This is a genomic window from Enterobacter sp. BNK-22, assembly GCF_048684805.1.
Taxonomy (GTDB): Bacteria; Pseudomonadota; Gammaproteobacteria; order Enterobacterales; family Enterobacteriaceae; genus Enterobacter; species Enterobacter quasiroggenkampii.
Genome location: NZ_JBLQTT010000001.1, coordinates 3615402 through 3628169, shown reverse-complemented (window position 1 = coordinate 3628169; position 12768 = coordinate 3615402). Strand labels below are relative to the sequence as shown.

Annotated in this window: 13 protein-coding genes; 6 read left to right on the top strand and 7 right to left on the bottom strand. The window is 53.8% G+C overall.

What is annotated here, in order from left to right; translation table 11 throughout:
• The first annotated feature begins 6 nt into the window (after nt 1-6).
• The 4 genes from fdxH to ACMGGE_RS17080 all read left to right on the top strand — a co-directional run bounded on the left by fdxH (nt 7) and on the right by ACMGGE_RS17080 (nt 3607).
• Nucleotides 7-909 (top strand): formate dehydrogenase subunit beta, encoded by a 903-nt coding sequence (gene fdxH, locus ACMGGE_RS17095; protein WP_008501831.1) that lies wholly within the window; start codon nt 7-9, stop codon nt 907-909.
• Nucleotides 906-1541: a formate dehydrogenase cytochrome b556 subunit gene (gene fdoI / locus ACMGGE_RS17090; protein ID WP_008501832.1), complete on the top strand. Its 636-nt coding sequence runs from the start codon at nt 906-908 to the stop codon at nt 1539-1541. The genes fdxH and fdoI overlap by 4 nt, the downstream gene beginning before the upstream one ends.
• A complete protein-coding gene (fdhE, locus tag ACMGGE_RS17085) occupies nt 1538-2467 on the top strand; it encodes a formate dehydrogenase accessory protein FdhE (protein ID WP_008501833.1) in 930 nt (309 codons plus the stop codon). The genes fdoI and fdhE overlap by 4 nt, the downstream gene beginning before the upstream one ends.
• A 219-nt stretch (nt 2468-2686) precedes the next feature.
• Nucleotides 2687-3607: an alpha/beta hydrolase gene (locus ACMGGE_RS17080; RefSeq protein WP_048226825.1), complete on the top strand. Its 921-nt coding sequence runs from the start codon at nt 2687-2689 to the stop codon at nt 3605-3607.
• An 8-nt stretch (nt 3608-3615) separates the two neighbouring features.
• Here the strand turns inward: ACMGGE_RS17080 and fabY are convergent, their stop codons facing one another.
• The 6 genes from fabY to ACMGGE_RS17050 all read right to left on the bottom strand — a co-directional run bounded on the left by fabY (nt 3616) and on the right by ACMGGE_RS17050 (nt 7803).
• Nucleotides 3616-4557, bottom strand: coding sequence for a fatty acid biosynthesis protein FabY (gene fabY, locus ACMGGE_RS17075; protein WP_023309755.1), 942 nt, complete (start codon nt 4555-4557; stop codon nt 3616-3618).
• A gap of 44 nt (nt 4558-4601) precedes the next feature.
• Nucleotides 4602-5039 carry a D-aminoacyl-tRNA deacylase gene (dtd, locus tag ACMGGE_RS17070; RefSeq protein ID WP_008501836.1) on the bottom strand — a complete coding sequence of 146 codons (438 nt, stop codon included), beginning with the start codon at nt 5037-5039 and terminating at the stop codon, nt 4602-4604.
• Nucleotides 5036-5917 (bottom strand): virulence factor BrkB family protein, encoded by an 882-nt coding sequence (locus ACMGGE_RS17065; protein ID WP_420293987.1) that lies wholly within the window; start codon nt 5915-5917, stop codon nt 5036-5038. The genes dtd and ACMGGE_RS17065 overlap by 4 nt, the downstream gene beginning before the upstream one ends.
• Nucleotides 5911-6510, bottom strand: a complete 600-nt coding sequence (yihX, locus tag ACMGGE_RS17060) for a glucose-1-phosphatase (protein WP_045909089.1) — start codon at nt 6508-6510, stop codon at nt 5911-5913. Before yihX ends, ACMGGE_RS17065 begins: the two co-directional genes overlap by 7 nt.
• A gap of 88 nt (nt 6511-6598) precedes the next feature.
• Complete coding sequence (locus ACMGGE_RS17055) at nt 6599-7066, bottom strand: hypothetical protein (RefSeq protein WP_420293986.1); 468 nt, start codon at nt 7064-7066, stop codon at nt 6599-6601.
• Complete coding sequence (locus ACMGGE_RS17050) at nt 7066-7803, bottom strand: winged helix-turn-helix domain-containing protein (RefSeq protein ID WP_126535047.1); 738 nt, start codon at nt 7801-7803, stop codon at nt 7066-7068. The genes ACMGGE_RS17055 and ACMGGE_RS17050 overlap by 1 nt, the downstream gene beginning before the upstream one ends.
• Nucleotides 7804-8350: 547 nt before the next feature.
• On the opposite strand from ACMGGE_RS17050, the gene ACMGGE_RS17045 reads away from it, so the two are divergent.
• Both ACMGGE_RS17045 and ACMGGE_RS17040 read left to right on the top strand, forming a co-directional pair.
• Nucleotides 8351-8968 carry a helix-turn-helix transcriptional regulator gene (locus ACMGGE_RS17045; protein ID WP_420293985.1) on the top strand — a complete coding sequence of 206 codons (618 nt, stop codon included), beginning with the start codon at nt 8351-8353 and terminating at the stop codon, nt 8966-8968.
• Nucleotides 8969-9039: 71 nt separating this feature from the next.
• Entirely contained in the window at nt 9040-11916 is a 2877-nt protein-coding gene (locus ACMGGE_RS17040; protein ID WP_420293984.1) for an autotransporter outer membrane beta-barrel domain-containing protein, read from the top strand.
• 40 nt (nt 11917-11956) lie between these two features.
• On the opposite strand, the gene ACMGGE_RS17035 is transcribed toward ACMGGE_RS17040, so the two are convergent.
• Entirely contained in the window at nt 11957-12751 is a 795-nt protein-coding gene (locus tag ACMGGE_RS17035; RefSeq protein ID WP_069719770.1) for a DeoR/GlpR family DNA-binding transcription regulator, read from the bottom strand.
• Nucleotides 12752-12768 lie beyond the last annotated feature (17 nt).

Genomic DNA, 12768 nt, shown 5'->3' with positions numbered 1-12768 from the left:
CGACTTATGGCTTATCAATCTCAAGACATTATCCGTCGTTCCGCGACTAACGGTTTCACGCCCGCGCCTCAGGCGCGGGACCACCAGCAGGAAGTGGCGAAGCTTATCGACGTGACGACCTGTATCGGCTGTAAAGCCTGTCAGGTGGCCTGCTCTGAGTGGAACGACCTGCGTGACGAAGTGGGTCACAACGTCGGGGTGTACGACAACCCGGCAGACCTGACCGCCAAGTCCTGGACGGTGATGCGTTTCTCGGAAGTGGAGCAGAACGACAAACTGGAATGGCTTATCCGCAAAGACGGCTGTATGCATTGTGCGGATCCGGGCTGCCTGAAGGCATGTCCGTCAGAAGGGGCTATCATTCAGTATGCCAACGGCATCGTCGACTTCCAGTCCGAACAGTGCATCGGCTGCGGCTACTGCATCGCGGGCTGTCCGTTCGACGTACCGCGCCTGAACCCGGAAGACAACCGCGTCTACAAATGCACCCTGTGCGTGGACCGCGTTACCGTCGGCCAGGAGCCTGCATGCGTGAAGACCTGCCCAACCGGCGCGATCCACTTTGGCTCCAAAGAGGATATGAAAACGCTGGCGGCAGAACGCGTGGGCGAGCTGAAAACCCGTGGTTACGACAACGCGGGCCTGTACGATCCGGCCGGGGTTGGCGGTACGCACGTGATGTACGTGCTGCACCACGCCGACAAGCCGAATCTGTATCACGGCCTGCCGGAGAACCCGGAAATCAGCGCCACCGTGAAGTTCTGGAAAGGCATCTGGAAACCGCTGGCAGCGGTGGGCTTTGCTGCCACCTTCGCAGCGAGCATCTTCCACTACGTCGGCGTCGGTCCGAACCGCGCGGAAGAGGAAGACGACAACCTGCATGAAGAGAAAGACGAGGTGCGCAAATGAGAAAACGTGACACCATCGTGCGCTACACCGCGCCGGAACGCATCAACCACTGGGTCACCGCCTTCTGCTTCATGCTGGCGGCGATAAGCGGGCTGGGGTTCTTCTTCCCGTCCTTCAACTGGCTGATGCAGATCATGGGGACACCACAGCTGGCGCGCATCCTGCACCCGTTTGTGGGCGTCATCATGTTCGCGTCGTTCATCATTATGTTTTTCCGCTACTGGCACCATAACCTAATCAATCGGGATGATATCTTTTGGGCGAAGAATATTCGTAAGATCGTCGTCAACGAGGAAGTGGGTGACACCGGGCGTTATAACTTCGGCCAGAAATGCGTATTCTGGGCGGCGATTATCTTCCTGGTCCTGTTGCTGGTGAGCGGCGTGATCATCTGGCGTCCGTACTTTGCGCCTGCTTTCTCAATCCCGGTGATCCGATTCGCGCTGATGCTGCATTCATTTGCCGCAGTGGCGTTAATTGTGGTTATCATGGTGCATATCTACGCCGCCCTTTGGGTGAAAGGCACCATTACCGCGATGGTGGAAGGATGGGTAACCAGTACGTGGGCGAAGAAGCATCACCCGCGCTGGTACCGTGAAGTCCGCCAGAAACAGGAAAAGTCATCTGAATGAGTATTCGCATAATCCCGCAAGATGAGCTGGGGTCGAGCGAGAAACGCACGGCGGATTATATTCCGCCGTTGTTATTCCCCAGACTCAAGAACCTCTATAACCGCCGCGCAGAGCGTCTGCGCGAGCTGGCAGAGAACAACCCGCTGGGCGATTTTCTGCGTTTTGCCGCGCTGGTCGCCCACGCGCAGGAAGTGGTGCTGTACGATCACCCGCTGCAAATGGATCTGACCGCGCGCATCAAAGAAGCCAACGCGCAGGGCAAGCCGCCGCTGGACATTCACGTCCTGCCGCGCGACAAGCACTGGCAAAAGCTGCTGCATTCGCTCATTGCCGAGCTGAAGCCGGAGATGAGCGGTACCGCGCTGGCGGTCATTGAGAATCTGGAAAAAGCGTCCGAACAAGAGCTGGAAGAGATGGCGAGCGCGCTGTTTGCCTCCGACTTCTCGCTGGTCAGCAGCGATAAAGCGCCGTTTATCTGGGCTGCGCTGTCGCTTTACTGGGCGCAAATGGCGAGCCTGATCCCGGGTAAAGCGCGCGCCGAATACGGCGAGGCGCGCCAGTTCTGCCCGGTCTGCGGCTCTATGCCGGTCTCCAGCATGGTGCAAATCGGCACCACGCAGGGGCTGCGCTACCTGCACTGCAACCTGTGTGAAACCGAGTGGCACGTGGTGCGCATCAAGTGCAGCAACTGCGAACAGACCCGCGATCTGAACTACTGGTCGCTGGAAAATGAAGACGCAGCGGTGAAAGCCGAAAGCTGCGGCGACTGCGGCACTTACCTGAAGATTCTGTATCAGGAAAAAGACCCGAAAGTCGAAGCGGTGGCCGACGATCTCGCCTCGCTGATTCTGGACGCGAAGATGGAGCAGGAGGGCTTTGCCCGCAGCTCGATCAACCCGTTCCTGTTCCCGGGTGAAGGGGAGTAATTCCCTGTGACAGTGCCGGGCGGCGCGTGCTTGCCCGGCCTGTAATTCGACAGCTTGACCCGCCGCCTTTCATGCCAGATCCCCTCCATTCTCGTTGAGAGACGCGTTATCGCCTTTGCGAGCCGCTTTCCAGATTGTTGCCCTCAACACTATTCTTGTTTTCTTTTGAATCAAACCAGGCTATAAAACTGTTCATCCATACAGTAAAAGGGAATTTTCATGGCGCTGGAACAGGGTATTGCACAGCTGGTTCAGGGATTTATCGCTGCAGGTCGGCCCTCGTCACGTCGCCAGAGCATTGAGGTGCGACGAGCAGGCTATATTGCCAGCACGGGGCTTGCCGGGGAGACCGAAACGCGCGTTCAGGTGGAGACGCTTGTTCTTGAGGGTCTTACCATTCGGGTATTTTCACCTCTCAATGCACCTGAACTATTGCCTGCTGCCATCTACTACCACGGCGGATGCTTTATCAGCGGCGGCTTTGATACCCATGACAACCAACTCCGTCAGTTAGCCTGCTACGGCAACTGCCGGGTGATTGCGATTCAGTACAGGCTGGCGCCGGAGCATACTTTCCCCGCCGCACATGACGATGCGGAAAGAGGTGCAGATCTGGTCTGGCACTATGCGGACAAACTGGGCGTGGATAAAAACCGGATCACCCTTTGCGGAGACAGCGCAGGGGGACATCTTGCGCTGGTAACGGCGCTGCGGCTTAAGGTTAAAGGGCTGTGGCAACCTGCCCAGCTCATTCTCATCTACCCCATGCTCGACGCCACGGCCAGTTTTGAAAGCTATGCCCTCAATGGCACGGATTACATCATCACCCGCGATACCCTGCTCAGTGGGTATGAAATGTACCTCGCTGACACCGACCGCCAGCACCCCGAAGCAAGCCCGTTGTGGCGCGATGATTTTTACGGTCTTCCGCCTGTGCACATTATTACTGCAGAGTACGATCCGCTCTGTGATGAGGGCGAAATGTTGTTCCAGCATCTGACAGAGCAGGGTGTGAAGTGTACCGCTCAGCGCTGGCTGGGCGTAATCCATGGCTTCTTTCAGCTTGGCGGCGTTAGCCAGTCAGCGCGAGACGTTATGCGGGATGTCGCCGGGCGGATTCAGCACGCCCGGGGAGCGTGAACAGGAGATTACTCCTCCTCGTTCCCACCCTCTTCATACGCGCCAAAAGGCTTCGCCGGAAGAACGATATAGGTGCCTTCAAACACCGCGCCCGGTGTTTTATCGCCAAACAGTTCAACCTGCATTTGGACGCGAGCCTTGCGGCCACGAGCCAGACGGTCCAGATCGCCGCCCAGTGACCCCAGATCGGCCACCGCACTCGGCTTGCCGCTGATAGGTGCGCTATAGCGGATATGAGCATCAGCAAGAATGATGGTGCCACCCAGATGGCGCTCGCGCAGCATCAGCCAGATCAGTCCCCAGCCGGTAAGCGTGGCCAGTGAGAACAGGCTGCCGGCAAACAGCGTGTGGTGCGGGTTCTGATTGCCGGTTTCCGGCATGGTGGTAATAAATTTTTGTCCGGTGTACTGCTGAATGCGCACGCCCATTTTTTCACTGAGCGGGATGTGCTGATACCAGGCCTGCTGGAGCTGTCCGCACCAGTCGGCGCGATGCAGAATATCGTCCAGCGTAGCGATGGGTTTGATCATCAAAAAATGACGAATCGGCGTGGTTTGCGGGGTCGTGATCTCCCCCTGATTCACAAAACCGAGTTTAGCGAAGAACTCAACGGCATCTTCGCGGGCGCTACAGGTGACGCGCTTAACGCCTTCCTGACGGGCGACGGATTCCAGGGTCATCGCCATTAGCGTACCCAGACCTTTGTCCTGCACGGAGGGATGAACCGCCATAAAGCGAATAGACGCTTCGTTATCGGCGTTGATATACAAACGCCCGACGGCCACGAGGTTGCCCTCTTCGTCCATCACCATCTGATGGTGGGCCATCGCGTCCCAGGCGTCGCGTTCAGAGCCTTTTGGCTGATGCAGTGGCTTGCGCAGCATTTCCCAGCGGAACTGGTAATAAGCGTCTAACTCTTCTTCCGTTTGCGGTACTCGAAGGTGATACATAGCTGTACTCTCTCTTGTTACCCGCGGCCATGCCGTAAGTATGCTCATACCTGGAGCCAGAATGTGACGGGGCCATCGTTCACCAGCGATACCTGCATATCTGCAGCGAATCGTCCGGTTTGCGTATTCATTTCCTGCTGGCGACAACGCTCAACAAAGTACTCGTAAAGTGCTTCTGCACGATCCGGCGCGGCCCCTTTGGAGAAACTCGGGCGCATGCCGCGCTCGGTATCCGCTGCCAGTGTAAACTGGGAAACCACCAGCACGCTGCCGCCTGCCTGCTGGACGTTCAGGTTCATTTTGCCTTCCGCATCGCTGAAAATACGGTAGCCCAGCACGCGCTCACATAAGCGGTTGGCTTTTTGTTCGTCATCATCCTTTTCGACACCTAACAACACCAAAAGTCCTGGGCCAATTTCACCCGTCACCTCTCCCTCCACGGTGACGCTGGCACGGGTTACGCGCTGTATCAATGCAATCATGGTTGGTCTGCTTCTTGTTGTTTTTCAGTTGCTGCTGCTTTTTTAAGTTCGCGGTATACACCGAGAGTGACAGTTATTTCAGCACCAAGCAAGACGATACACCAGGTCCAGTAGACCCAGACAAACAAAATGGGGATCACCGCCAGCACGCCGTAAATCAGCTGATAGGACGGAAACATAGTGATGTAGAGGGCAAACCCTTTCTTACCGAGCTCAAAGAGCAATGCCGCCACCAGCGCCCCCACGACCGCATCGCGGTTAGGCACGCGCGTGGTCGGCACGACGCTATAGAGCAGCCAGAACGAGAGCCACGACAGGATCAACGGAAAGATGCGAAGCACATTATCAATAGCGCCGTTTAAATCACTCGCCCAGCGCAGGGAGAGCAGATAAGAACTGATTGCCAGGCTCGCCCCAGCCAGCAGCGGTCCCAGCGTGAGGATCATCCAGTATACGGCAAAGGAATAGACCTTTGGCCGCGCTTTTTTACTCCGCCAGATCGTGTTCAGCGCGTTATCGATGGCATACATCAACAGCAGCGCGGTGACGATAAGACCGCACGCTCCCACTGCCGTCATCTTGCTGGAATTGGCAACAAACTGCTCAATGTAGTTCTGGATAACATCCCCGGTTGCCGGAATGAAATTCGCGAAGACAAAATGACGAAGCTGCACGCTGACGTCCGCAAACATCGGAAAGGCGGAGAACAGGGCAAAGATGACCGCCACCAGCGGCACTAACGAGAGCAATGACACGTAAGCGAGGTTACCCGCCAGCGTGGTCATATTGTCCTCATCAATCCGGTGCCAGAGCAGTTTCAGCCAGGCCCGCAGCGGGCGAGTATGGTGCGTGGCTTTTTGATGAACGGTTTTTAGCATAGCTGCTTCGCAAAGTAGTCAGGTATCGTCTCTTTTCCGGTCACCAGAATTGACGTAATACCCAACTGGTTAGCTCCCTCTATATTATCGGCGTTGTCATCGAAAAAGACCGCATCGGCCGCGGTGAATCCCTCTGCCTGCAGAACAGCCTGATAAATTCGCGCTTCAGGCTTACGCATCCCCATCTCCTGCGAGAGATAGATCTTATCCGCCGCCGCCTTAACTTCAGGGTACTCCTCAGGCCAGAACGTGGTATGCAGGCGGTTGGTGTTTGACAGCACAACGACCCGATGTCCCTGCTCGCGAAGCTTATGCATGATGTCGATCACCTCAGGCCGGATGGCGACAAATACGGCCTGCCAGCCGTGTGAAAACTGCTCGTAGCTTAACGGTAGATCCATCTCCTGACAGAAACGTTCAGCGAATTCTTCATCGCTGATCTCGCCGCGTTCATGCTGATGGAAGGTCTCACCCATCGCGAAATTTTGCTTTAACGTTGCCAGCGGCACGCGGCTAAAGTCGCTCCATGCACCCAACACGCGATTAAAATCGATATCGACGATGACGTTTCCTAAATCAAAGATATAAAGCATGTTTATCTCCTGCTCGCCGTGGAGAGGTAACTGTAGCGGGAATAAAGAGATTTGACTATGCGTGCGCTCTAAGGTGTGCGATCGATTTTTACGGCGCGTTTTTACGACAGTAAAGTGAAGGGACGTTTGACGCGGCAAAAAGCCAGGCCCCCCGGTACTCATCAATCATCAGGCTCAGGTCCCGACCCGGCGTACGGTAAAAGCCCGGTAACGTTGCGTTGATATCAGCCTCATCCGCATTATCGGCGAAGGTTTTAACAATACGATCGTTATTTAACACGCGCGCATTCTGATGGTAACTGTAGTGAAAATAGATGGTCCGGTTAACTTCAGACACCGTCTGACCAAATAATTTACCGTTAATGATGGTGGCGCCCTCCCGATGCTGCATTCGCCAGGAAACCGTACCCACAAATCGGTTTTTACCAATCGTCCATTCCACATTTCCCGTGCAGCGTATCGGCGTACTCGACATATTCGAGTAAGCTAACCAGCCGCTGGTAATAGCCGCCACCAGAATCGCCGCCAGCAAAATAATACGGTTTCGAAAAGTCATCATTGCTCGTGTGCCCAAAAATAATGGGTGGTACAAAACGCGGCCGCGTCGCGACGCGGATCCTTATTACAGGCAAACGCCGCGATTCGCTCCGTTTTACTGTAGCCAATGAGAAAAACATATCGCTTTTCAGCACACAGGCCAGGGTTATTGTTTAACAAGCGCAAGTAATGGTCCTGCATAGGTTCGTTAGGCGCAAAAAAAAGCTGGCAGGCACTGCTGCCCGTAGAAAGTGGAATGTAGTGACTAAACGGCATGTTCTGGTGCTGTTTGTATAACATCCCCCCGTTGATAAGCGCGATCAGCAAAAGCGTTGCGGTCGTTATTATCAGCCAGGCCGGACTCTTCACCGCGGTGCTATCGGCAACGACTGCGTCTTTATTGGCTATTACCGGCTCAGCGCCTGGAATAAATCGTTCAACCTGGGTGGCTTCGGAAAGCATAAGCCCACGACGCGAAATCGTTTTTACCGTATCGCGCGGTAACCCCACCTCAGCCAGGGCGTTGCGTAATGTCAAAATAGCCTGATAAAAGGTATTCGGTGTGGTGACGTCATTGCGCTCACCCCATCCCACTATCATTAACTGATTTTGCGAAATTATTTCTCCGGGATGGGTGACGAGATAGAGAAAACAGAGGTTGGCAGGAAGCTGCAATTGTATCGAGCGCCCGGAAATATGATTTACCAGGGTTTTGTTTTCTGGATCATACTCGACCAATTTGTTAATGAGATACAATTTTCCTTTCCTCAGCAATAACAATACTTAACCATATACACCAAAAACACATACGTATATTTAACAAGAGTATAGGTCAGAAGGATCAGGACGCGATACCATTCCAACTAAGATTAAAAATAACACATTTATTTTCAATAGGTTAAGAGATGTTTTTCTTAGGTTTTTCTCATCTAAAACGACATAATGAGATTTCATTACACTTCGCCAGACCAAATAATTATATTGAGCCACAACAAGAGAAAAGACGGTCGTTGCGGCAGATTAAAGAAACGAATCTTTAGCTTTTAGTGCTATTTCGTGAATCTTCCCCTGGGATTTTTTTTGTCGAATAATCTTAAGGTACTGACGAATATTCCTGGAATACGTTGGCCAACATATGTCCTTTCGCGATGGCTATGGCCTGACAGAATAGGCATCACCAGGAATTTATATTCTTTATCACTATTTTTCATAAACAAGAGAGGGCCACTGGATATGTTTCAAGATTGACACATTTGCATGGCAGTGAAATATTGACGGTGAAAATAAGACAGGAGTGGACTGGATGATAACATCGTCGCATAAGGTTGTCCGCTGTATAAGCTGTGAATTGTCCTGTCAGTTATATCCAGATAACACAGTACGTTCACAATATTGTGAAAACGCCTCGTTCGCAGTTTGGCCAGGTGATAACCATTTCCTGCAGATTGCAGTAGAAAATAAAATAGTGCGAGGAAACAAGAATCACTTATTACGCGGATTTATATTTGTAGACTTTTCAATGTACAACCTGCGCGCACTTGCCGATCCGCAATGGATTGAACGTCTGGCGAGAACTAACATGAACATTGTGATTATCTCAGACCGCAAGCTGGAAGCATTGGCCAATTATTTTCTCACTCACCGCAGTGAAATAAAGGGAGTTATTTATTCGAATGACAGTGACATTATATTAAAAGAAAAAATTAGCCATCTATTCACCGGGAGACGAGTGAATAGCAGACGCGGCAGTATCTTAAATGCTGTTGAATTCACGTTACTTAACAGATTTTTGTCAGGAGCGTGCCTTCAGGAGATTATAAAAACAGACGGCATTGATGTTAAAAAAATTTACGTCCATAAAATACGACTTGAGAGGAAGTTAGGTACCAGCATTCATAAAATTCTCGTTTCTATTTTGTAATTTCAACCTGTTTACCTACCCACATTTAATGGTGTGGAGGATGTTCTACGCCTGAAAGAAAGGGGGCAGTCATGCCATATTTAATGAAACACTCACCAGTCGCCGCTGCGATTTCGCTGGCGTTGTCGTCAGCGCTATTTACCGCACATGCAGCGGTAATAGATTTTTCTAATTTACCCGCTTCCGGAGCGGTAACGGATTTGCCTGCAGAAATACAGGCGATGATACCTGCAACGGCAAACACGAACTTTAGCAAAAATACCGGCGATCCTAACTATGTCTACCAGTACAGCGCCGGTAATATCCCGATCTACGGAGATGGGATCACCCTCGAAGGGCCTGGGGCGGAAGCCTTTGAGCATTCCGTTACCGTTATTCAGAACTCCACGTCCGGCAGTCCGGGGGTGATATTTGGTGACGATCTGACTATTCGCACCCAGTCAAAAGTGGCTGCCAATAATGGTAAAGACGTCGACGGTATTCGTACTCACGGTATGAACACGCCGGACAACCCGGTATTTATCATTACCGGCGACCGCACCCATATTTACGTTAATGGCCAAAGCGGTGACGGCATCAATGCCGGCTACAGCTCCTTCAGCCAGGGATCGCTTGGCTCCGCCAATATTTATGTGGGGGACGATCTCTATATCGAAACCACGGGCAGCACAGGACGCGGGATTAGCGCCTATGCACTGAATGATGCGTCGAAGGCAAAAAATAACGTTATCGTCGGCGATCGTGCCCATATTGTGACGCGCGGTACCTACGCCGAAGGGATCCGAACCAACCAGAGCGGCTCTTACGTTCGTCTGGGAGATGAGGCGACCATCGAAACGTACGGCACATCGGCCTATGGCCTGTATGCGGGCTCTGCGTCAAAAATTGAGCTAGGCAAAAGCGCGACGATTACCACCGACGCGGCCAGTGCTTCCGGGGTTTATTCTACCGGCTCGTCAACTATCACCCTTGATGAAGGCGCCACTATCACGACCAACGGTGCCAGCGCGCATGGCGTCTATGCTTACACCGGTGCGGTGAATCTGGGAGATAACGTCACCATTGCGGTAAACAGCAGCGAGAAAACCAGCAGCTCTGCGCAAGCGCCGCACGGGATGTATGCCTGGTCACGCGGCGTGATAGCCCTCGCGGGTGGTGCAACCATTACCACCGCAGGCCATCGCGACAACGGTAGCTATGCCCTGAACGCCAGTAACGGCGGGGTAATTGACGCGTCCGCTGGAGGCAAATTCATCCTCAACGGCGATGTCCTTTCCGCGGGCGGCGTCGCGGCCACCAGCACGCTTCCGGCACAAAACAGTACCATTACGCTGACGATGGATGACAACTCCCTGTGGAATGGGGCGTCCTTCATTGAGAGCAACGCCGCGGGTACCGGTACTATCGCACTGACGATGAATGATGCCGTCTGGAATCTGCGCGACAGCTCCATGCTAACCAGCCTGACGCTGAATGCGGGCGGCACGATTAATTTTCAGCATGCAGAGGACGCGGCGTGGCAAACGCTGACCATCAAGGATGATTTTATCGGCAACGGCGGCAAGCTGGTTTTCAATACCGTGCTGTTTGACGACACTTCGGAAACGGACAAACTGATTGTTGAAGGCAACACGTCCGGTCATACCGGGGTGGAAGTGAACAACATTGGCGGTACTGGCGCGCAAACCGTAGAAGGGATTGAAATTGTCAGCGTTGGCGGTAACTCTGACGGGACGTTTGAGAAAGTCAGCCGTATCGTGGCGGGGGGCTATGACTATAACGTGGTGCAAAAAGGTAAAAACTGGTTCCTGACCAGCCTGGTTGAGCCCGTTGATCCTGTTGACCCACCGGTCGACCCCGTAGACCCGCCTGTTGACCCCGTGGACCCACCAGTCGACCCGGTAGATCCGCCCGTTGACCCAGTGATTCCGCCGCAAGAGCCGGTCCCACCGCCTGCACCACCGAAAAGCGAGCATCAGTATCGCCCGGAATTTGGTAGCTATCTGGCAAACAGCTATGCGGCAAATACGCTGTTTATGACCCGCCTGCACGATCGTCTGGGTGAAACGCAGTACACCGACATGCTCACTGGCGAGCAGAAAGTGACGAGCCTGTGGATGCGTAACGTCGGCGGTCATACGCGTTTCAGAGACGGCAGCGGCCAGTTAAAAACCACCGCCAATCGCTACGTGCTGCAGCTGGGTGGCGATGTCGCTCAGTGGAGCACCGACGGTCTGGACCGTTGGCATCTTGGCCTGATGGCGGGCTACGGCAACAGTCAGAGCCGGAGCGCTTCCAGCCTGACCGGCTACCACTCACGCGGTGAAGTGAATGGCTATAGCGTCGGTCTGTACGGTACCTGGTACGCAAACGACGCGGATAAAAGTGGCACTTATGTTGATAGCTGGGTGCTGTATAACTGGTTCGACAATAAGGTGATGGGACAGGATCAGGCCACTGAAAACTATCGCTCCAGCGGCGTGACCGCCTCTGTAGAAGCAGGCTATAGCGTTAAGGTGGGCGAAAGCGGCCGCAACAGCTACTGGCTCCAGCCGAAAGCGCAGGCCGTTTGGATGGACGTGCAGGCTGACGACCATCGCGAACGCAACGGCACGCGGGTGAAAGACGAGACTCAGGGCAACCTGATGACACGTCTCGGCGTGAAGGCCTACATCAGCGGACATAACGCGATTGACGACGGTAAGTCACGGATCTTCCAGCCGTTTATCGAAGCGAACTGGATCCACAACACCCAGACCACGCGTATCCGCATGGATGACGTTAGCAATGAGATGCGTGGTACGCGCAATATCGGTGAACTCAAGACAGGCGTAGAGGGGCAGATTACGCCGCAGCTTAGCGTATGGGGCAACGTGGCTCAGCAGATAGGCGACAAAGGCTACAGCGATACGCAGGGGATGCTGGGGGTGAAATACAGCTTTAAATAACAATGTTCAAGCCGCTGTTTACTCAGCGGCTTTTTTTGCTTCAGGCGATATCATCGCCGGTGCTGGCCAGGACGATTTCAACTTTACTGGATTTCAGATGATTTTGCAGAGCCGAGCCAGGCATCTCGTCAGTGAAGAGTGCAGTGGCCTGCGCCACGTTGCCAATTTCCACCGCAGCGGAGGCGGTAAATTTCGTATGATCGGCCGCTAAAAGAATGTGCCGGGAGTGGGCGATCATGGTTTTCACCACGCTGGCTTCATTGACGTCAAACTCCATCATCGCGCCGTCGTGCTCAATGGCTCCCACGCTCGTCACGAGATAATCCGCCCGAAAACCAGACACAAACGCCGTCGCCGCAGGCCCGATAATCCCGCCATTGTGCGGGCGCAGCGTGCCACCTGGCACCATCACTTCAAAACGCGGGTTCTTATACAGAATGTGCGCCACCCGCAGGCTGTTGGTGATAATGCGCAGATGATTATGGTTCAGCAGCGCCCGGGCAACGTGCTCTACGGTCGTGCCGATGGTGATGAAGATGGTGGAGCCATCGGGAATATAGTCCGCAATGGCTTCGGCAATCGCTCGCTTCTCTTCGGTAAGCGAGACTTCGCGCTGTTCGAACGCCATGTTCACCACGCTGGATGCCCTGCCCGCCCCGCCATGATGACGCGTGATCAGTCCCTGCTCGCTCAGCTTGCGGATATCCCGGCGCACCGTTTGCGTGGAGACATCCAGCAGTTGCGCCAGTTCATCAATGTTCATATAGCCGCGATCGGCAATCAGCGTCAGCAGCTGATCGTGACGCGGGTTGCCGGTCAGTTCGGTAAGACTCATGGGCTGTCCTCTGAAAA